This is a genomic window from Pseudomonas sp. Z1-12 (assembly GCF_051132015.1).
GTDB lineage: Bacteria > Pseudomonadota > Gammaproteobacteria > Pseudomonadales > Pseudomonadaceae > Aquipseudomonas > Aquipseudomonas zanjanensis.
In genome coordinates this window covers 6,484,438-6,503,274 of sequence record NZ_CP071647.1, presented here as the reverse complement: position 1 = coordinate 6,503,274, position 18,837 = coordinate 6,484,438, and the positions used below count along the sequence as shown (strand labels likewise).

19 protein-coding genes and 1 pseudogene are annotated in these 18,837 nt (G+C 62.8%); 10 read left to right on the top strand and 10 right to left on the bottom strand.

From position 1 onward, the window contains the following. Positions 1-72: 72 nt before the first annotated feature. From J3P85_RS28560 to lptM, 6 genes are read right to left on the bottom strand one after another with little or no spacing between them, the layout of a single operon-like run. Complete coding sequence (locus tag J3P85_RS28560) at positions 73-777, bottom strand: HAD family hydrolase (RefSeq protein WP_434704278.1); 705 nt, start codon at positions 775-777, stop codon at positions 73-75. After that, positions 774-1,673, bottom strand: coding sequence for a tyrosine recombinase XerC (xerC, locus tag J3P85_RS28555; protein ID WP_186706862.1), 900 nt, complete (start codon positions 1,671-1,673; stop codon positions 774-776). The genes J3P85_RS28560 and xerC overlap by 4 nt, the downstream gene beginning before the upstream one ends. A gap of 2 nt (positions 1,674-1,675) precedes the next feature. Further along, complete coding sequence (locus tag J3P85_RS28550) at positions 1,676-2,398, bottom strand: DUF484 family protein (protein WP_053126501.1); 723 nt, start codon at positions 2,396-2,398, stop codon at positions 1,676-1,678. A gap of 13 nt (positions 2,399-2,411) precedes the next feature. Continuing rightward, positions 2,412-3,242 carry a diaminopimelate epimerase gene (gene dapF / locus J3P85_RS28545; RefSeq protein ID WP_207963783.1) on the bottom strand — a complete coding sequence of 277 codons (831 nt, stop codon included), beginning with the start codon at positions 3,240-3,242 and terminating at the stop codon, positions 2,412-2,414. A gap of 4 nt (positions 3,243-3,246) precedes the next feature. After that, complete coding sequence (gene lysA, locus J3P85_RS28540; RefSeq protein ID WP_186706860.1) at positions 3,247-4,494, bottom strand: diaminopimelate decarboxylase; 1,248 nt, start codon at positions 4,492-4,494, stop codon at positions 3,247-3,249. Between the two features lie 9 nt (positions 4,495-4,503). Beyond that, positions 4,504-4,683: an LPS translocon maturation chaperone LptM gene (gene lptM / locus J3P85_RS28535; RefSeq protein WP_018605419.1), complete on the bottom strand. Its 180-nt coding sequence runs from the start codon at positions 4,681-4,683 to the stop codon at positions 4,504-4,506. 184 nt (positions 4,684-4,867) lie between these two features. On the opposite strand from lptM, the gene cyaY reads away from it, so the two are divergent. The 3 genes from cyaY to rnk all read left to right on the top strand — a co-directional run bounded on the left by cyaY (position 4,868) and on the right by rnk (position 6,163). Next, the gene (gene cyaY, locus J3P85_RS28530) at positions 4,868-5,200 is read left to right on the top strand and encodes an iron donor protein CyaY (RefSeq protein ID WP_250964771.1); all 333 of its coding nucleotides are present in this window, start codon (positions 4,868-4,870) and stop codon (positions 5,198-5,200) included. Positions 5,201-5,204: 4 nt separating this feature from the next. Next, the gene (locus tag J3P85_RS28525) at positions 5,205-5,423 is read left to right on the top strand and encodes a DUF1289 domain-containing protein (RefSeq protein ID WP_250964770.1); all 219 of its coding nucleotides are present in this window, start codon (positions 5,205-5,207) and stop codon (positions 5,421-5,423) included. A 329-nt stretch (positions 5,424-5,752) separates the two neighbouring features. After that, positions 5,753-6,163 carry a nucleoside diphosphate kinase regulator gene (rnk, locus tag J3P85_RS28520; RefSeq protein WP_186706858.1) on the top strand — a complete coding sequence of 137 codons (411 nt, stop codon included), beginning with the start codon at positions 5,753-5,755 and terminating at the stop codon, positions 6,161-6,163. Between the two features lie 13 nt (positions 6,164-6,176). Here the strand turns inward: rnk and J3P85_RS28515 are convergent, their stop codons facing one another. The 3 genes from J3P85_RS28515 to J3P85_RS28505 form a co-directional block, all read right to left on the bottom strand. Continuing rightward, positions 6,177-9,017 (bottom strand): class I adenylate cyclase, encoded by a 2,841-nt coding sequence (locus J3P85_RS28515; RefSeq protein WP_434704277.1) that lies wholly within the window; start codon positions 9,015-9,017, stop codon positions 6,177-6,179. Positions 9,018-9,185: 168 nt separating this feature from the next. After that, positions 9,186-9,431: a TIGR02647 family protein gene (locus J3P85_RS28510; RefSeq protein WP_157711860.1), complete on the bottom strand. Its 246-nt coding sequence runs from the start codon at positions 9,429-9,431 to the stop codon at positions 9,186-9,188. A gap of 233 nt (positions 9,432-9,664) precedes the next feature. Then, entirely contained in the window at positions 9,665-9,946 is a 282-nt protein-coding gene (locus tag J3P85_RS28505; protein ID WP_434704276.1) for a hypothetical protein, read from the bottom strand. 124 nt (positions 9,947-10,070) lie between these two features. Here J3P85_RS28505 and J3P85_RS28500 point away from each other — a divergent pair, with 124 nt between their 5' ends. Next, a complete protein-coding gene (locus tag J3P85_RS28500) occupies positions 10,071-10,730 on the top strand; it encodes a glutathione S-transferase family protein (RefSeq protein WP_434704275.1) in 660 nt (219 codons plus the stop codon). Between the two features lie 130 nt (positions 10,731-10,860). Here the strand turns inward: J3P85_RS28500 and argH are convergent, their stop codons facing one another. After that, positions 10,861-12,255 carry an argininosuccinate lyase gene (gene argH, locus J3P85_RS28495; protein ID WP_434704274.1) on the bottom strand — a complete coding sequence of 465 codons (1,395 nt, stop codon included), beginning with the start codon at positions 12,253-12,255 and terminating at the stop codon, positions 10,861-10,863. Between the two features lie 462 nt (positions 12,256-12,717). On the opposite strand from argH, the gene J3P85_RS28490 reads away from it, so the two are divergent. The 6 genes and pseudogenes from J3P85_RS28490 to J3P85_RS28465 all read left to right on the top strand — a co-directional run bounded on the left by J3P85_RS28490 (position 12,718) and on the right by J3P85_RS28465 (position 18,679). Next, entirely contained in the window at positions 12,718-13,464 is a 747-nt protein-coding gene (locus J3P85_RS28490) for a LytR/AlgR family response regulator transcription factor (protein ID WP_060740100.1), read from the top strand. A 137-nt stretch (positions 13,465-13,601) separates the two neighbouring features. Continuing rightward, the gene (hemC, locus tag J3P85_RS28485; protein ID WP_411385931.1) at positions 13,602-14,543 is read left to right on the top strand and encodes a hydroxymethylbilane synthase; all 942 of its coding nucleotides are present in this window, start codon (positions 13,602-13,604) and stop codon (positions 14,541-14,543) included. Beyond that, a pseudogene (locus J3P85_RS28480) lies at positions 14,540-15,238 on the top strand (uroporphyrinogen-III synthase); the annotation flags it as partial. The gene hemC and the pseudogene J3P85_RS28480, both read left to right, overlap by 4 nt. 84 nt (positions 15,239-15,322) lie before the next feature. Beyond that, positions 15,323-16,456 carry a uroporphyrinogen-III C-methyltransferase gene (locus J3P85_RS28475; RefSeq protein ID WP_434706436.1) on the top strand — a complete coding sequence of 378 codons (1,134 nt, stop codon included), beginning with the start codon at positions 15,323-15,325 and terminating at the stop codon, positions 16,454-16,456. Then, positions 16,453-17,685 (top strand): heme biosynthesis protein HemY, encoded by a 1,233-nt coding sequence (locus J3P85_RS28470; protein WP_186730156.1) that lies wholly within the window; start codon positions 16,453-16,455, stop codon positions 17,683-17,685. Before J3P85_RS28475 ends, J3P85_RS28470 begins: the two co-directional genes overlap by 4 nt. A 451-nt stretch (positions 17,686-18,136) precedes the next feature. Then, a complete protein-coding gene (locus J3P85_RS28465; protein ID WP_434704273.1) occupies positions 18,137-18,679 on the top strand; it encodes a disulfide bond formation protein B in 543 nt (180 codons plus the stop codon). The last annotated feature ends 158 nt before the right edge of the window (positions 18,680-18,837 follow it).

The window sequence follows — 18,837 nt, the reverse complement described above, 5'->3', positions numbered from 1 at the left end:
TGTTGGGTGTGCCGCCGCCTTCGCGAGCAAGCTCGCTCCCACATAGGGTTTGGGGAGCTGCGAAGCAGGGGTTCAGGGCTGGCTATGCCACCCTGCCAATAACCCCGGCAGTTCGGTCAGGCTGCGGATTTGCGCGTCTGGTGCGTGATCGGCACTCCAGGGCTTGCCCGCCGGGTTGAACCACACCGCGCGCAAGCCGGCCTGTTGGGCGCCGGCGATGTCGTCGCCCGGGTGATCACCAACGTGTACGGCGGTGCGTGCCGTGGCGCCGCCCCGCTGCAAGGCTTCGTGGAACAGCCGGGCGTCGGGCTTGGCGATGCCAATGTCTTCGGCGCACAGGGCGAACTTGAAATAGTCCGCCAGCCCCAGGCGGCGTACGTCGGCGTTGCCATTGGTGACCACGCCGAGGGCGAAATGATTGGCCAGGATTTCCAGGGTGGGCTGCACCTCGGGAAAAATCTCCAGTTGATGGCGGGCATGCAGGAACGTCTCGAAGGCCTGGTCCGCCAGTTCAGAGGCTTGCCACTGGTCGTATCCGGCCTCCTGCAAGGCACGGAACAGCACCCGCCGGCGCAACGCACTGATGCGATGCTTCAGGTTCGGTTCTTCGCGCAACACTTGCTCGCGAATCGAAAAAAGATGCTCCACCGGCAGCCCGCCCAGGTTCGGGGCGTTGTCGGTCAGCCATTGGCGGAGTACGGCTTCGGCGCTGGCGATCACCGGGGCGGTGTCCCACAAGGTGTCGTCCAGGTCGAAAGTGATGAGCTCGATGGTCATGATTCGTCGCCCTTGATGCGTTTGGCCCTGGGGTGGGCACTGTCATAGACCGTTGCCAGGTGCTGGAAGTCCAAATGGGTATAGATCTGTGTGGTCTTGATGTCCGAGTGACCCAGCAGCTCTTGCACGGCGCGCAGGTCCTGGGAGGATTCCAGCAGGTGGCTGGCGAAGGAATGCCTGAGCATGTGCGGGTGCAGGTTCTGCCCCAGCTCGCGTTCGCCGGCGGCCTTGACCCGCAATTGGATCGCCCGCGGGCCGAGGCGTCGACCGCGTTGGCTGACGAATACCGCATCGTCGGCAGGGTTGGCCAGTGCTCGGAGGGGCAGCCACTGCTCCAGGGCTTCGCGGGCCTTGCGGCCCACGGGCAGCAGGCGCGTCTTGCTGCCCTTGCCGAGTACCTGGACCATGCCGTCGGCCAGGTCCAGTTGATCCAGGTTGAGCCCCGTCAGCTCTGAAAGCCGCAGGCCGGAAGAATAGAACAGCTCGAGAATCGCCTGGTCGCGCCGGGCCAGGAAATCATCCTCGACGGCGCCTTCAAGCAATTGCAGGGCGCGGTCGGTGTCGAGGGTCTTCGGCAGCCGACGTTCGCCCTTGGGCGGCGCCAGGCCGGTGGCCGGATCGTGATCGCACAGGCCTTCGCGATTGAGGTAGTGGTACAGGCCACGCACCGCCGATAACAGGCGCGCCAGGCTGCGGGAGGATTGGCCTTGTTGATGCAAACGGGCGATCAGGCTGCGCAAGCGCTGGATGTCCAGGGCCGACCAACTGCCGATATTCTGCTTCTGGCACCAGCCCAGCACTTTTTCCAGGTCGCGGCGATAGGCCGATAACGTGTGGGGCGACACCTGGCGCTCACTGCGCAGGTGTTCGCAGTAGGCGTCCAGTTGCCGTTCCATCATCAGCGTACCGGGCGCAGCGAGCCGGCGACCCTTGGCAGCACCCGGCCGGTGACTTCGGCGATGTAGCTCAGGAACAGCGTGCCCACCGAACTCTTGTAGTGCTGCGGATCGCGGCTGGCGATGGCCAGCACGCCGTGCACGCCCTGGTGGGCGATGGCGACGACGGCAGTGGAGCCGATCTGCTTGCGTTGTTCTTCGCCAAACAGGAAGTCCAGTTCATGCTCGCGCAGGCTGCCGCTGACGCTTTTGTCTTCCGTGAGCAGGCCGCCAATGGCCGTCTGCGCTTCGGCGTGGGTCACCCAGCGGCCCACCGGCATGGCGTTGTCGCCGAACAGGATCAGGCTGACGAAGGGCACCTGGAAGTCCTGGCGCAGGCTGTCTTCGACGCTCATGACCAGGTCTTCGAGCGTGCTGGCGTCCATCAGGGCCAGGATCAGCCGACGGGTCTTGTCGAAGAGCCGGTCGTTGTCCCGGGCCACGTCCATCAGGTGCGAAAGCCGATGGCGCATTTCGATGTTGCGCTCGCGCAGGATCTTCATCTGGTGTTCCACCAGCGACACGGTATCGCCGCGTCGGTGGGGGATGCGCATCGTCGCAAGCAGTTCTTCATGCTCGACGAAGAAGTCCGGATGAGCCTCCAGGTAAGCAGCCACGGCCGCGGTTTCTGGAAGACTGGGGGATTCGTCGGGCTGTGGGGCTGGAACCTGTGGCTGATCGGTCATGGGTTTGGCTCACTCAAAGACGAACTTGTCCTTCGTATACGCGCACTGCCGGGCCGGTCATCATCACCGGTTGGCCAGGGCCTGCCCATTCGATGGACAGGCGCCCGCCGGGGAGGTCGATCAACAATGGCGAATCCATCCACCCCTGGCTGATCGCAGCGACGGCGGCGGCACAGGCGCCGGTCCCGCAGGCCTGGGTTTCCCCGGCGCCGCGTTCCCAGACGCGCAATTGTGCGCGGTGGCGGTCGATGACTTGCAGGAAACCGACGTTCACCCGCGCCGGAAAGCGCGGATGATGCTCGATTTTCGGCCCCAGTTCATGTACCGGGGCACTGTTGATATCGGCCACGCGCAGCACCGCATGGGGATTGCCCATGGAGACCGCCGCCAGTTCCACCGGGGTGCCATCGACATCGACCTGATAGCTCAAGGCCTGGGCCGGCGCCTGGAACGGGATGTCCGCGGGCACCAGGCGCGGAGCGCCCATGTTGACGCCGATCTGGCCGTCGCTGCGCACATCGAGCTCGATGATGCCGCTCTTGGTCTCGACGCGGATCTGCCGCTTGGCGGTCAGGCGCTTGTCCAGCACGAAACGGGCGAAGCAGCGCGCGCCGTTGCCGCATTGCTCCACTTCCGAACCGTCGGCGTTGAAGATCCGATAGCGGAAATCCACGTCCGGGTTGTTCGGCGCCTCGACGATCAGCAACTGGTCGAACCCGATGCCGGTGTGGCGGTCGCCCCATTGCTTGGCATGCTTGGGCTGGATGTGCGCGTGCTGGCTGACCAGGTCGAGGACCATGAAGTCATTGCCCAGGCCGTGCATCTTGGTAAAACGCAGCAGCATGGTTTTACTCCGGCAGCAGGCTTTCGCCGGCAAACAACTCGGCTACCGTCTCGCGGCGACGCACTTCGAATGCCTGATCACCGTCCACCAGCACCTCGGCGCAGCGGCCGCGGGTGTTGTAGTTGGAACTCATGACAAACCCGTAGGCACCGGCCGAATGCACGGCCAGCAAGTCGCCTTCTTCCAGCGCCAGCTCCCGACCTTTTGCCAGGAAATCACCGGTTTCGCAGATCGGCCCGACGATGTCGTAGGGACGGGCCGCGGTGTCGCGAGGGCGCACAGCGGTGACGTCCATCCACGCCTGGTACAGCGCCGGGCGGATCAGGTCGTTCATGGCCGCATCGACGATGGCGAAATCCTTGTGCTCGGTGTGCTTGAGGTATTCGACCTGGGTCAGCAGCACGCCGGCGTTGGCCACGATGTAGCGGCCGGGCTCGAACATCAGCGCCAGGTCGCGGCCGTCGAGGCGTTCACGCACGGCCTTGATGTAGTCGGCCACCAGCGGCGGCTCTTCGTCGCGATAGCGCACGCCGACACCGCCACCCAGGTCGATGTGACGCAGGTAGATGCCGCAGTCGCCGAGGCGGTCGACCAGCGCCAGCAGGCGGTCGAGGGCATCGATGAAGGGTTCGAGGGTGGTCAGCTGCGAGCCGATGTGGCAATCGACGCCCAATACTTCCAGGTTCGGCAGTTGGGCGGCGCGCACGTACACGTCCTCGGCGTCGGCGATGGCGATGCCGAACTTGTTTTCCTTCAGGCCGGTGGAAATGTACGGGTGGGTACCCGCGTCGACGTCCGGGTTCACGCGCAGGGAAACCGGCGCGCGCACGCCCAGCTCGGCGGCGACGACTTGCAGGCGCTCGAGCTCATCGGTGGATTCGATGTTGAAGCAGTGCACACCGACTTCCAGGGCGCGGCGCATGTCTTCGCGGGTCTTGCCGACGCCGGAGAAGACGATCTTGTCGGCGCTGCCGCCCGCGGCCAGCACCCGCTCGAGCTCGCCACCGGAGACGATGTCGAAACCGGCGCCCAGGCGCGCCAGGACATTGAGCACGCCCAGGTTGGAGTTGGCCTTGACGGCGAAACACACCAGGTGCGGCATGCCGTCGAGGGCGTCGGCGAACGTCCGATATTGCGCTTCGATGTGGGCACGGGAATAGACGTAGGTCGGCGTGCCGAAACGTTCGGCGATCGCGGACAGGGCAACCCCTTCCGCGAACAGCTCCCCGCCACGGTAGTTAAAAGCGTCCATGGCGTTCCCTTAGTAAGTGGTGTGGGTGTCGTGCGAGTGTGACTTGGATTGCGACGACTTGGCCTGCTCTGCTTGTTCTTCGGGAGACTTGCTGTCATCAGGCAGGTACAGCGGACCCTTTTGACCACAAGCTGTCACGAGGCAGGCAACCGCGACGAGCGCAGCAAGGGAAGAGATCAGGCGCTTCATGGCGAAATCCTTGAAAATGCGTTAATTGCGCCGGAGTATACCGGCCACCCGTCAGCTTGCCTATGCAACGGGGCGCCCGTCCGGCGGCACTGGTGTCGTCAGTCGGTATATCCTTTGCAATCGCCGGGAAGCGTCCGTATCTTGCGGCGCTTGAGCATGAGCAGACATTTTCGAGGTTGCCGCAATGAGTTTGACTGAAGCCCGTTTCCACGACCTGGTCGATGCGACCCAGCAAACGCTGGAGGATGTGTTCGATGACAGTGACCTGGACATCGACCTGGAAATCTCCGCCGGTGTCCTCACCGTCAAGTTCGAAAACGGCAGCCAACTGATCTTCAGTCGCCAGGAGCCGTTGCGGCAGTTGTGGCTGGCAGCGGTCTCCGGCGGCTTTCATTTCGACTATGACGAGGAAAGCGAACGCTGGATGTGCGACAAGAGCGAAGAGCAACTGGGCGAGATGCTCGAGCGCATCGTCAAGCAGCAGGCTGGCGTGGAACTCGATTTCGAAGGCCTTTGACGGCGTGAGCCAGACCGCCCCGCCACGGCCACCCAAGCCGCTCTACAGCAACGTCAGCCCCGCCGTGCCGTCGCCGTGTACCGGCGTGTGCAAGTTGGATGAACGCAAGGTCTGCCTCGGATGTTTGCGCCATGTGGAAGATATCCGCGAATGGCGCTCGGCCGACGACGAGCGCCGGCGGGTCATCTGTGCCGAGGCGCTCAAGCGCCGATCCCTGACGTAACGGGTGGCTGGGTTCGTTGTGCTTGGGTGAATTGAAGATTGCCATCGCGAGCAAGCTCGCTCCCACATTGAGGTTGTGTGGTCGCGATATCTTCGACAACACCGCTCCCTCTGTGGGAGCGAGCTTGCTCGCGATGACTCTTGCCCAGGCAACCCAGAACCTGTGGCGACGTGGTGTCCATGGGCAAGGCAAATCCTGCCCGGGTTGTTTATTTATTGAGCTGTGGTAGTGTCCGGCTACGCCTCAACTTATCGAGGCCCGTGAAAACCCCGCCTTTTTGTGGCGGGGTTTTGCTTTTTTTGTGCAGAAGAAAGGAGTCTGCCTGGATCATGACCGCACCTTCCATCACCCTTACCCGCCTGGACGTACAGCGTCTGGAACGCCTGATCGACAGTCTTGATGAAACGCTGCCAGGCGTGATTGCGTTGCAAACCGAACTGGATCGCGCCGAGAACGTGGTGGGCCACGAAGAAGTGCCTGCCGATGTCGTGACCATGAACTCGCGTGTGCACTGCCGCGAAGAAAGCAGCGGCAAGGACTATCACCTGACCTTGGTTTATCCACAGGACGCCAAGGCCGACGAAGGCCGGATCTCGATCCTGGCGCCGGTGGGCAGTGCCTTGCTGGGCCTGAAGGTCGGCCAGCACATCGACTGGCCGGCCCCGGGCGGCAAGACGCTGAAGCTGACCTTGCTGGACGTCGAATACCAGCCCGAAGCCGGCGGTGATTTTCAGCTCTGAGTGCCCGGGCGCATCAGGCCAGCGCCAGCGCCTCGTTCAGGGCGCGTTCCAGGTCGGCCTTGTAGCGCAGGTACAAGTTTGTCGAGCAGGCGCCGTCGTCCACCAGTCCCGAGAGGTCCAGGTCGGTGATGTAGCAGCGATAGCGCTGGGCTTCGCGGCGCTGTTCGACGATCTCCCTGGCGACCACGCGGAACAGCTGGTCGCCATGCTCCAGTTCGGAAAACTCCTGTTGATCGCAGTACAAGGTGACGTGCACCTGCCCGTGCGCCGCTTTGCCGATGATCGCCTGCACGTCATAGAACGGTTTGTTGACCGGCATCTGCGGGGCTTGTCGCGCTTCGATCCGTCGTGCCCGGCCACCTGAAGGCAGCAACTGGTAGTACAGGGTTTCCAGGCTCAGCGGCTGGGCGGCATCCAGCGGCAGCAAGGCGTCGCGGCGGTACAGCACCGATTGCACAAAGCGCTGCAGCGGCACCAGCAGGCTTTGTTCGTCGTGATACGGCACGCGTTGTTGCCACAGCGCGTTCAATTCATCGAGCACGTACAGGTCGGCTTCGTCCTCGTTGGTCCGGTAGAACACCTGGATGCACTCGGGCTGCCCCATGGGCAGGATCAGCGCCAGGTCATGGTCTTCCAGCGCCATCGGGTCCAGGTGCAAGGGGCTGTAGGCCGTCAGTTCTTCGCCCAGGTAATCCATCAGCGCCGACAAGCTGCCCAAGGCCACGTGATTGACCTGGCCGGGCACCAATTCCAGCACGTGATAGTGCTGCTGGACCTGAAGCAGATAACGGTAATTGAGCCTGCTCAGTAACAGGGTCTGGGCTGTTTCGATGACGTCCTCGACGCGCCGCGCAATGAACTGGGCGCGGTTGTGGCAGAAGCAGCGCACCTGCAAGCGCGGCTGGCGCGGGGTGACGGGCAGGTCGTTGAGGTAGTCGCGCAGGCAATCGAGCAGGGCGTGTTCGCCGTCGAAACGGTTGACCAGCACCTCATTCCAACTATTGAGCGTGACTTGGTCGAGGGTCAGCACCAGGTTTTCCCGGACCCCGGCATAGCTCAGGGAATCGGTACGCTCGGTGGTCATCAGAATGTTCAAGTCACGGTGGTGCTTGAGCGGGTCGACGCCGACGTTCACCAGGATCAACACTTCGCTGGGCACGCTGGCCCGCAGCAACTGCGCTTCGTCCACCGTGACCAGGGGCAGGGCGATGGACTGCTGCAGGCTTCCCAGCAGGTTGAACAGTTCGAACTCGCTCAGGTCGCTGCTACCTGGGTGCAGCGCCAGGCGCGTGCTGCTGTCGATCACGCCGTTGCGATGGCACCAGGTCAGCAGCTCCAGCAACTCCCGGCAGCGCTTGATCGGCGCGAAGTTCTCCCACTCCAGGGCGTTGAGGCTGCCGTTGTACAGGCCCCACTGGTTCTGCCCGGGTTCTTTCTTGTTGGGCGACTGCACCAGGGTCAAGGTGTCTTCGGCCAGGTCCGGCGCGATGCCGGGGTTGATGAACTCGACCTTGTCGGCCTTGCGCTCGAAGGCGGCGTACAATCGCCGGCCCAGCACGTTGAGATCGCGCTTGTTGATCAGGCTGACGGTTTTCTCGGTGCGGGCGAACTGGGTCAGGAAGCGGTAGCTGTGGGTGAGTTCGTTGACCAGGGCGCGCCGCTCGTGGCTGACCTGGCGGACTTTCCACTGGCTGCGGCTGTCCAGCAAGGCCAGCTGACGCTGGTCCCAGCCCCACTCCCGGGCCAGTCGCTCAAGCAGTACTCGTTGCCAGCCACTGCTGCGGGCCTGGCCGGTGAGTTTGCGATTGACCTTCAAGTACAGCGCGCGGCGGATCAGCTCCAGGCGTTCGGGTTCGCCACGGGCATTGAGGTATTCCTCGATGCGGCGGTAAACCAACATGTATGGGTCCAGCTCTTCCAGGTCCAGGCGATTGGCAAACACCGCCTGCTTGAAACGCAGGCTCAGGCAGCGCACGTTCGGGTGTTCGCTGGCATAGACTTCGGTCAGCAGCAGCTTGAGCACGGACTTATAGGGCGATTCAATGCCCTTGAACAGTTGCCAGAGCCCGGCACCGACGAATTCGCCCGGCGGGATGTAGGCCAGATGTCCCAGGTCCAGGGTTTCATCCGCACGAATGAAACGCTTGGACATCAGCGTATGGGTGTATTGCTCGTAGTTCTCTTCTTCATAGACCGGCACCAGCCACCAGATCGGCGTGCGCCCGGCCAGCCAGATCGCGGTGCGGTAGAACTCGTCGAGCAACAGGTAATGCTGGGTGGTGCCGCAATCGTCGGAACTGAGCTGGTTGTCCCGCTCGCCCCGCACGAAGCGCGCCGGGTCGATCAGGAAAAAGTGGGCTTCGGCGCCCTGGGTCGCGGCCCATATCTCCAGCAACTGGCATTTCTTGCGCAGCTCGGCCAGTTCATCGTCGCTCAGGTCCGGCCCGTGGCAGACCCACACGTCCATGTCGCTCTGATCGGCCTGGGCCAGGGTGCCGAGGCTGCCCATCAGGAACAGGCCCAGGATCGGGCGAGGCGGGTTGCCGCCGTGCCGAGGCTTGTAGGAAAACGAACGGGTCAGCCGCTGGGCTTCGGCAAGGACGTCGGCGTCAGGCTCGTAATTCGACAGCCCGGCAGGCGTGCTGCCGGAGACGTAGCCGGGCAGCAGCGGATGGTTGACGTGGAAGAACAGCGGCAACAACGTCAGCACGCCTTGCTGGCGGGGCGACAGGCCTTCGAGGGCGCGCTCCATCCGCACGGTGTTGAGCTTGAGGAAACGTGCGCGCAACTGGCTCAGCACCTTGCGGTCGATTCCTTCGTCCAGATCGGGGCGTATTTCGTGGTTGCGGGTCATGTCGGCTCAAACCGGCTCGCGGCGTCGAACGTGGGGTGATGGCAGGTTAGCGCCCGGTCTTGGGAATACTTAAGCTGAAAACAGGATTTTGAGGTTGGTTTTTTACGCAGGGCGCCAGTGCGCCGGCGGAAATCCCGTAGAGGAGATTTCCGTGGGCGGCAGGGGGGATCAGGCGGTTTCTTGAACGCTGAGAATAGTCAGGACGGTTTGTACATTCTGCGCGGCATCACGCCCAAGGCTGGTCAGGTAGCCACCATCGGGTTGATCGATCAGCTCTTTTTCGAACAGGCGTTGGGCAGCGGCAATCGCTTTAGGGGCAGCGGTCTGATGAATTTTCAGGCCTTCCTGGGAACTGTCCAGGTTGAAGAGTGCGAGGATTTCCAGTTCGGCAACCAACTCAGGGGTAAGCGACATAAGGACTCCAGACTTTCTAGGAATTTGGTCGACAGCGTCACTAAGGTGAGCGCACTCGGCCGAGCTGTCCAGTGTCAGTGTCATGCTTTTTTTGTTTAAAGCGATTCTTTTGTGGCGAGGGAGCTTGCTCCCGCTGGGACGCGAAGCGGCCCCAATAGCTTGACGACTGCTGCGCAGCCGAGCGGGAGCAAGCTCCCTCGCCACAAGAGCGGTCCAGTCTTCACAAGAGCGGTTCAGTTTTTTTCCGGCGGCAACTCGGGGAGGGCGCGCAAGGCGGCTTCGTACCACTCGGTATTGAACGGGCGATCTTCTTCCAGGATCGCGTCGATTTCCACCGCCAGCACATGGGCCATCAGGTTGAGAATTTCTTCGCGCTCATAACCCACCAGGGTCAATTTATTGAAAACGGCCTTGGCCGCTGGCGGATTGTCACTCTCGATCTGGTTTTCAATCGCCTCGATCAGCGTGTTCTCGACGAACGCTTCTTCGTTGTCGATATCGGTTGGCTCGCTCATGGCAGGCTCCTGTAGGAAAGGTCGCCAGTTTACCTGCATTCAGCGTCGTGATGCGCCTGGCAGGAAACGCCTCGACGGTCTATAACGCAAGGCTGCCAACCCCGCACGGCCTGGAGGCTTTGTAATGCTTGAGCTTTATGGTTTCTCTGTCAGTAATTATTACAACATGGTCAAGCTGGCGCTGCTGGAGAAGGGCCTGCCCTTCGAAGAGGTCCAGTTCTTCGGCGCCCAGACCCCGGAAGCCCTGGCCATCAGCCCACGTGGCAAGGTGCCGGTATTGAAGACCGAGCACGGATTTATCAACGAGACCAGCGTTATCCTCGAATACCTCGAGCAGACCCAGCCGGGTAAGGCCTTGCTGCCAGCCGACCCGTTCGAGCGCGCCCAGGTGTTGGCCTTGTGCCGGGAAATCGAGTTGTACATCGAGCTGCCCGGACGGGCCTGCTATGGCGAGGCGTTCTTCGGTATGCAGGTGGCCGAGGCCATCAAGGAAAAATCCAAGGCCGAATTGCTGCTGGGGTTCGCCTCGCTCGGCCGACACGGCAAGTTCTCGCCCTACGTGGCGGGCGACAGCCTGAGCATTGCCGACCTGTATTTCTACTACAGCCTTTCGCTGGCTCTGCAGGTGGGCAAGAAGGTCTTCGATATGGATCTGCTGGCGGACATGCCGGCGGCCAAGGCGCTGATGGAACGGTTGGGGGAGAACCCGAACGTGCAGCGGATCGCGGCGGACCGGGAGGCAGAAATGCCGGCGTTTTTGGCGAGGATTGCTGCCAAGAAGTGAGTTTTGTACTGTTTTGAAGTGAGTCATCGCGAGCAAGCTCGCTCCCACATTTGATCTTCATGGCCACACACTCTATGTGTTCACCGAAGATCCATTGTGGGAGCGAGCTTGCTCGCGATGCTTTTGGCTTTTAGCGGCTGGCGATCAGCGCCTGGCCACGCACTACGGCTGCCTTGACCTGTGCCGGCGCGGTGCCGCCGATGTGGTCGCGGGCATTGACCGAGCCTTCGAGGGTCAGCACGGCAAACACGTCCTGCTCGATCTGGTCGCTGAACTGGCGCAGTTCGTCCAGGCTCATTTCCGCCAGGTCCTTGCCACTGTCTACGCCGTATTTCACGGCATGGCCGACAATCTCATGGCAATCGCGGAACGGCAGGCCGCGGCGTACCAGGTAATCGGCCAAGTCGGTGGCAGTGGAGAAGCCGCGCAGGGCCGCTTCGCGCATCACCGCATGCTTGGGCTTGATGGCCGGGATCATGTCGGCGAACGCCCGCAGCGAATCGCGCAAGGTGTCGGCGGCGTCGAACAGCGGTTCCTTGTCTTCCTGGTTGTCCTTGTTGTAGGCCAGCGGCTGGCCTTTCATCAGGGTCAGCAGGCCCATCAGTGCGCCGAACACCCGGCCACTCTTGCCGCGCACCAGTTCCGGCACGTCGGGGTTTTTCTTTTGCGGCATGATCGAGCTGCCGGTGCAGAAGCGGTCGGGCAAATCGATGAATTGGAACTGCGCGCTGGTCCACAGCACCAGCTCTTCGGAGAAACGCGACAGGTGCATCATCGCAATGCTCGCGGCGGCGCAGAATTCGATGGCGAAATCGCGGTCCGAGACATTATCCAGCGAGTTGCCGCCGACGGCGTCGAAGCCCAGCAACTGCGCGGTGTATTCACGATCGATCGGGTACGTGGTGCCGGCCAGCGCGGCGCTGCCCAGGGGCATGCGGTTGGTGCGCTTGCGGCAGTCCACCAGGCGCTCGTAGTCGCGGCTGAGCATTTCGAACCAGGCCAGCATGTGATGCCCAAACGTTACAGGTTGGGCGGTCTGCAGGTGCGTGAAGCCCGGCATGATGCTCTCGGCCTCGCGCTCGGCTTGCTCCAGCAGGCCTTTTTGCAGGCGCGTGATTTCGCCCAGGATCAGGTCGATTTCATCCCGCAGCCACAAGCGGATGTCAGTGGCGACCTGGTCGTTGCGGCTGCGGCCGGTGTGCAGTTTCTTGCCGGTCACGCCGATGCGGTCGGTCAGGCGTGCTTCGATGTTCATGTGCACGTCTTCAAGGTCGACGCGCCAGTCGAACTGACCGGCCTCGATTTCAGTTTCGATGGTCTTCAGGCCGTCGATGATGCTGTCGCGCTCGGCATCGGTGAGCACGCCGACCTTGGCCAGCATGGTGGCGTGGGCGATCGAACCCATGATGTCGTGGCGATACAGGCGCTGGTCAAAATTGACGGAGGCGGTGAAGCGGGCGACGAAGGCGTCGACGGGTTCACTGAAGCGGCCGCCCCAGGACTGATTGGTCTTGTCAGTGCTCATGAATTCGCTCGTGATCGGCTGTGGAGAAAGTAGCGGTTAAAGGCTGCGGCGGATGATAGCAGGGTTGCCGGGACTGGCGCTGGCACTGGTCGGCAGGTTTTTCCGATCGGGCCTTGGGATCCAAGAAGGTTTTCGCACAACGATATTTTTCGATTGAGCAATATCGTCGTGGCAACCGTCTACAGTGGACGGTAGGACTTTTGCTTTTTCCATCCATGGCGCACCGGAAAAATAGAAGAAGGGGGAGCTCATATTGGTCAGATCGACAGTTAACAATCCCTACGGCGACGCCGTGCGACAACGGGCCTCGGGCATCGGTCGGCAAGCGCTGGTAAAGATAGGCAACCGCCTCGCGGCACTTTTTGGCCCTCGAACGAGTCTTAGCGTGGATCGCGGTGACGGATGTCACTTCCCCTGTCTACGCTATCCTTGTGCGAGACTCACGCAGGAATCCAGCGCAATATGAATGTCCTGATCGTTGATGACGAACCACTGGCCCGCGAGCGCCTGAGCCGAATGGTTGGCGAGCTCGAGGGTTACAGTGTCCTGGAGCCGAGCGCCACCAATGGCGACGAGGCATTGGCCCTTATCGACAGCCACAAGCCGGATATCGTGCTGCTCGACATCCGCATGCCTGGCCTGGACGGCCTGCAAGTGGCGGCGAAGTTGTGCGAACGAGAATCGCCGCCCGCCGTGGTGTTCTGTACCACCCGGGACGACTTCCCGCCCGAGGTGTTGCAGGCCGGTGCCGTGGGCTATCTGGTCAAGCCCGTGGCGTCCGAGGCGTTGCTCGAAGCCTTGCGCAAGGCCGAACGACCCAACCGCGTGCAACTGGCGGCGCTGACCCGTCCGGCCGCCGAAAGCGGCAGTGGCCCACGCAGCCACATCAGTGCGCGCACCCGCAAAGGCATCGAGTTGATCCCCTTGAACCAGGTGGTCTATTTCATTGCCGACCATAAGTACGTGACCTTGCGTCATGAGAGTGGCGAGGTGTTGCTGGACGAACCCCTCAAGGCCCTTGAAGACGAGTTCGGTGAACGCTTCGTGCGCATCCATCGCAACGCCCTCGTGGCCCGCGAGCGCATCGAGCGTTTGCAGCGCACCCCCCTTGGGCATTTCCAACTGTTCCTCAAAGGCCTCAATGGCGACGCGCTGATTGTCAGCCGACGGCACGTGGCCGGCGTGCGCAAGATGATGCAGCAGCTTTGACCGGGCGGTCCAAGGCGTTCAACGCGTTTCATTTCGAGGATCTGGCGGCCAGGGAGGCCTTGGGGTCGTGATTCAAATCAAAGCGGTTTTGGCTGAGCTGTTATTATCTGCCGTATCTTTTAAGTACGGATTGATCCATGTCCCCTCGCGAGATCCGCATCGCCACCCGTAAAAGTGCCTTGGCCCTCTGGCAGGCCGAATACGTCAAAGCCCGCCTGGAAGCGGCCCATCCCGGGCTGAGCGTGACCCTGGTGCCCATGGTCAGTCGCGGTGACAAGCTGCTGGACTCGCCGCTGTCGAAGATCGGCGGCAAGGGCCTGTTCGTCAAGGAGCTGGAAACCGCGTTGCTGGACAACGAAGCCGACATCGCCGTGCACTCGATGAAAGACGTGCCCATGGACTTCCCCGAAGGCCTGGGCCTGTTTTGCATCTGCGAGCGAGAAGACCCCCGCGATGCGTTCGTCTCCAACACGTTTTCCAGTCTTGAGGCACTGCCTGCCGGGAGCGTGGTCGGCACGTCCAGCTTGCGTCGCCAGGCACAATTGCTGACGCGGCGCCCGGACCTGCAAATCCGTTTCCTGCGTGGCAACGTCAACACACGCCTGGCCAAGCTCGATGCCGGCGAATACGACGCCATCATCCTCGCCGCCGCCGGCTTGATCCGCCTGGGCTTCGAAGACCGCATCACCTCGGCCATCAGCGTCGATGACAGCCTGCCGGCCGGTGGCCAAGGGGCGGTGGGTATCGAGTGCCGTAGCGCCGACAGCGACATCCATGCCCTGCTGGCGCCACTGCATCATGCAGACACCGCCACGCGGGTGTTCGCCGAGCGCGCGCTGAACAAACATCTCAATGGCGGTTGCCAGGTGCCGATCGCCTGTTACGCCGTGCTGGAGGGTGAGCAGGTCTGGTTGCGCGGTCTGGTGGGGGATCCCAACGGCGGCCGACTGCTTAGCGCCCAGGCACGGGCGCCGCGCCACGATGCCGAGGCGCTGGGTGTGCGCGTGGCTGAAGACCTGCTGAGCCAGGGCGCCGCCGACATCCTCAAGGCGGTCTACGGCGAGGCCGGCCACGCGTGACGGGTTGGCGGCTGTTGCTCACCCGGCCGGCGGACGAGTCGTCGGCGCTGGCGGCGGTTCTGGCCGAAGCGGGGGTCTACAGCAGCAGCTTGCCGTTGCTGGAGATCGAACCGGTCCCGCTGTCCGATGCCGGGCGCGCGATATTCCAGGCGCTGGATCAATACGCTGCCGTGATCGTGGTCAGCAAACCGGCCGCACGCCTGTGCATCGAGCTGCTGCGCCAATACTGGCCCAAGCCTGCGGACCAACCCTGGTTCAGCGTGGGCGCGGCCACCGGACAGATCCTCGCCGATGCCGGCCTCACGGTGTTTTATCCCGATCACGGCGATGACAGCGAAGCCTTGCTGGAACACTTGGTCTTGCGCCAGGCTGTATCGCTGCCCGACCCCAAGGTCTTGATCGTGCGGGGCGAGGGCGGCCGTGGCTTGCTGGCAGAGCGTTTGCGCGAGCAAGGTGCTAGTGTCGATTACCTGGAATTGTACCGCCGCCACTTGCCCAGTCATGGCGAAGGGGCGTTGCCGGCGATAGTCGAAGCGGAACGCTTGAACGCCCTGGTGGTCAGCAGTGGGCAGGGCTTCGAGCATCTGCAGCGGCTGGCCGGCGATGCGTGGCCGGCCCTGGCGCGGTTACCGTTGTTTGTGCCAAGCCCAAGGGTGGCCGAGATGGCGCGTGCCGCCGGGGCCCGAACAGTTGTGGATTGCCGTGGCGCCCATGCCGCGGCTTTGCTGGCGGCGTTACGGGAACACTCCGTGCCGTTTTCTAATGCAAAGGATGGATACGTGAGCGAAACAGCCTTGCCAAAAGAAGATCTGGACCAGCCAGCGATCGATGCGCCGGTTGAAACCCCGCCCCCGGCGGCGCCGCGTCGCGGCAACGGGCTGGCCGTTGTTGCGCTGTTGCTCGGTGCTGCCGGCGTAGCCGTTGGCGGCTGGGGCGTGTGGCAGGTGCGTCACCTGCAAACCAATAACCAGCAGCAGTCCGCCCAGGTCCAGGCGCTGAACGACCAGGCCCAGGCCCTCAAGCTCAACGAGCAACGCCTGAGCGAGCGCCTGGCGCAATTGCCCCCGGCTGAAGAGTTGGAGGAGCGGCGGCGCCTGGTGGCCCAGTTGCAGAGTGACCAGCAACACTTGAATCAGCGCCTGGAAACCGTGCTCGGTGCCAGCCGCAAGGACTGGCGCCTGGCGGAGGCCGAGCACCTGTTGCGCCTGGCCAGCCTGCGTCTTTCCGCCCTGCAAGACATCAACAGTGCCCAGGCGCTGGTCCAGGGCGCTGACGAAATCCTGCGGGAGCAGAACGACCCTGGTTCGTTCGCCGCCCGCGAGCAATTGGCCAAGACCCTCGCTGCGCTGCGCAGCACCGAACAACCGGATCGCACCGGGCTGTTCCTGCAATTGGGTGCCTTGCGTGACCAGGTGCTGCAACTGACCGAACTGGCACCGGAGTACAAGGACCGCGGCGAATCGCTGCTGGGCCTGACCGCCGATGGCGATGGAGCCAGTCGGTGGGCGCAGTGGTGGGATCAGATCTCGCGCTATATCCGCATCGATTTCAACGCGGACGAGAACGTTCGTCCGCTGCTGGCCGGGCAGAGCCTCGTGCAAGTGCGCCTGGCCCTGAGCCTGGCGCTGGAGCAGGCGCAATGGGCCGCCCTCAACGGCCAGGCGCCGGTCTACACCCAGGCACTGACCGAGGCACGGGATGTGTTGAAGAACAACTTCAACCAGGACAACCCACAGAGCAAAATCATGCTCGAGCGCGTGGGTGAGCTGTCCAAGCAACCGGTGACGGTGGTCACCCCGGACCTGACCGGCACGCTGAGCAGCGTCCAAGCCTACCTTGAGCGCCGCAACCTCAATGCCGAGGAGTCGGTCAAGCCGCTGCCCGCGCCTGGCGCGCAGGAGGCCACGCCATGAAACGTCTCTACGTGATTCTGTTCGTGGTCATCGCCGCCGCCGGCTTGCTGGGCGTGGCGATTGCCGAGCATTCGGGTTACGTGCTGGTGGCGTACAAGAACTTCCGTTATGAAGCCGGCCTGTGGGTCACCCTGGCGCTGGTGGCGGTGCTCTGGCTGGTGTGGCGAGGCCTGAGATTCCTGATCGGGCTGGTGACCACGTCCAGTGGCGTGGTCAACCCGTGGTCGCGGCGCAACCGCAGCCGTCGGGTGCAAGTGGCGATCGAACACGGCCAGTTGGACCTGGCCGAAGGTCGCTGGGCCAGTGCCCAGCGCCACCTGCACCGTGCCGCCGAAGCGGAGCGCCAACCGCTGCTGTATTACCTGGGGGCCGCCCGTGCGGCTAACGAACAAGGTCTTTACGAACAGAGCGACAGTTTGCTGGAGCGCGCCCTGGAGCGTCAGCCCCAGGCGGAGCTGGCCATTGCCCTGACGCACGCGCAACTGCAGACGGACCGGGGCGACACGGACGGCGCATTGAGCACGCTGCAGGCCATGCATGAGCGTCATCCCCATAACGTCCAGGCCCTGCGCCAATTGCAGCGACTGCATCAGCAGCGCGGCGACTGGTCGGCGGTGATCCGGCTGTTGCCGGAGTTGCGCAAGGATAAAGTCCTGCCGCCGGCTGAGTTGGCTGAACTGGAACGGCGTGCCTGGGGCGAAAACCTCACCCTGGCGGCCCACCGTGAAGAGGACGGCAGTGTCGGTTTGCAGTCGCTCAATCGTGCCTGGCAACAGCTGACCTCCGCACAGCGCCAGGAACCGGCGTTGGTGTTGGCCTATGCCGAGCAACTGCGTCAGTTGGGCGCTCAGGTCGAAGCCGAAGAGGTGCTGCGCGGCGCGCTCAAGCGTCATTACGACAGCCACCTGGCGCGTCTATATGGGCTGGTTCGTGGCAACGATCCGATCCGCCAACTGCAAACGGCCGAGGGCTGGCTCAAGGACCACCCGGCCGATCCAAGCCTGCTGCTGACCCTGGGGCGCCTATGCCTGCAGAACAGCTTGTGGGGCAAGGCGCGGGATTACCTGGAAAGCAGTTTGCGGGCCCAGCGCAATCCCGAAGCCTGCGCCGAACTGGCGCGCCTGCTGGCGCAACTGGGGGATGCCGAGCGCAGCAACCAGTTGTTCCAAGAGGGGCTGGGGTTGTTGGATGAGCGCCTGCTGGCCGCGCCGCTGCCGGTTCCGGCTTAGGTCTTGTCGACTTGAGAGGGGCGTGACTTATTCTTGAACGTGGCATGAGTCATGTGGCGAGGGAGCTTGCTCCCGCTCGGCTGAGAGGCCTGTGGTGAATTGAGATCGCCATCGCGAGCAAGCTCGCTCCCACATTCGATCCCTGGCAACCGCCAACCCCCTGTGGGAGCGAGCTTGCTCGCGATGACGTCACCCCAGGCAACCCAGAACCCGTGACGAGTGAGCAAGCTCCCTCGCCACGGGTTAGTGAACCTTGAATGCGCGGTTGCGAATACGGTTTTGGGGCTTTGGTCATACCATCAGTAAAGTCCTACAGCTCATCGCGCCGTATCCTCCTCGGCCTGTTGGGAATTCCCTACACCCCTGGTGAAGTGTCTGCGCGGGGCTGCCTTGAAAGGCCCGAGGGCTTTCCTCTACCGTAACAGCTTGTCTCTTCTGTTACGGAATCGCCATGTCTTTGGCCAGCTCACGTTTCTTGTTTCTCATGGCTTCCATCGCCGCCGCCCTGGCTTTGGGCATCAGCACGTATCTGGAATATTCGGTCGGCCTGACGCCTTGCAGCCTGTGTGTCTTGCAGCGGTTGTGCCTGATGCTGTTCCTGGTGAACAGTCTCGTGGCCTGCGTACAGGGTCCAGGTCAAAGAGGTACGCTCTTCTACGGTACGGCAGGGCTGGTTTTTGCGACGGGGGGAATGGCCCTGGCCTGGCGTCAGGTCTTGATGCAAAGCCACTCGATCGAGCCGTTTGCTGATTGTGTTGCCCAGCCCAAGCCGATGGATTCGTGGTGGTGCGCGTTGCATCGTGTCCTCGATGGCACCGTTGACTGCGCGAATATCACATGGACGTTGTTCGACCTGAGCATCCCCGAGTGGAGCCTGTTGTTTTTTCTTGCGGTGTCCAGCGTGATGACCTATCTGCTGCTGCGCCTTGCCTGGAGTGCTCTGGTACAACCGCTCAGCGGCGAGACGTCGCAGTTGGTCCGGGCCGTGGATTAAACACTTGTATGAACTTTATCTCCTGCGTACCTTGAAGCCGTTGTCGTGCGGGCATAATCTGGCCCGCACGTGTTATTGGAATTGTGCCGCTCGATCATGTTGTGTCTGGCTTGTCCCTGTTCCATCAGGCGTGCACAGGCTGCGAGGGGCATGACTCA

Coding starts and splice junctions, on each gene's coding strand:
- J3P85_RS28560 (WP_434704278.1), bottom strand. CDS start 777: ATGACCATCGAGCTCATCACTTTCGACCTGGACGACACCTTGTGGGAC.
- lptM (WP_018605419.1), bottom strand. CDS start 4,683: ATGAAGCGCCTGATCTCTTCCCTTGCTGCGCTCGTCGCGGTTGCCTGC.
- lysA (WP_186706860.1), bottom strand. CDS start 4,494: ATGGACGCTTTTAACTACCGTGGCGGGGAGCTGTTCGCGGAAGGGGTT.
- J3P85_RS28515 (WP_434704277.1), bottom strand. CDS start 9,017: ATGACCCGCAACCACGAAATACGCCCCGATCTGGACGAAGGAATCGAC.
- xerC (WP_186706862.1), bottom strand. CDS start 1,673: ATGGAACGGCAACTGGACGCCTACTGCGAACACCTGCGCAGTGAGCGC.
- J3P85_RS28470 (WP_186730156.1), top strand. CDS start 16,453: ATGAAACGTCTCTACGTGATTCTGTTCGTGGTCATCGCCGCCGCCGGC.
- J3P85_RS28505 (WP_434704276.1), bottom strand. CDS start 9,946: ATGAGCGAGCCAACCGATATCGACAACGAAGAAGCGTTCGTCGAGAAC.
- rnk (WP_186706858.1), top strand. CDS start 5,753: ATGACCGCACCTTCCATCACCCTTACCCGCCTGGACGTACAGCGTCTG.
- J3P85_RS28550 (WP_053126501.1), bottom strand. CDS start 2,398: ATGACCGATCAGCCACAGGTTCCAGCCCCACAGCCCGACGAATCCCCC.
- J3P85_RS28510 (WP_157711860.1), bottom strand. CDS start 9,431: ATGTCGCTTACCCCTGAGTTGGTTGCCGAACTGGAAATCCTCGCACTC.
- J3P85_RS28465 (WP_434704273.1), top strand. CDS start 18,137: ATGTCTTTGGCCAGCTCACGTTTCTTGTTTCTCATGGCTTCCATCGCC.
- J3P85_RS28490 (WP_060740100.1), top strand. CDS start 12,718: ATGAATGTCCTGATCGTTGATGACGAACCACTGGCCCGCGAGCGCCTG.
- cyaY (WP_250964771.1), top strand. CDS start 4,868: ATGAGTTTGACTGAAGCCCGTTTCCACGACCTGGTCGATGCGACCCAG.
- hemC (WP_411385931.1), top strand. CDS start 13,602: ATGTCCCCTCGCGAGATCCGCATCGCCACCCGTAAAAGTGCCTTGGCC.
- argH (WP_434704274.1), bottom strand. CDS start 12,255: ATGAGCACTGACAAGACCAATCAGTCCTGGGGCGGCCGCTTCAGTGAA.
- dapF (WP_207963783.1), bottom strand. CDS start 3,242: ATGCTGCTGCGTTTTACCAAGATGCACGGCCTGGGCAATGACTTCATG.
- J3P85_RS28500 (WP_434704275.1), top strand. CDS start 10,071: ATGCTTGAGCTTTATGGTTTCTCTGTCAGTAATTATTACAACATGGTC.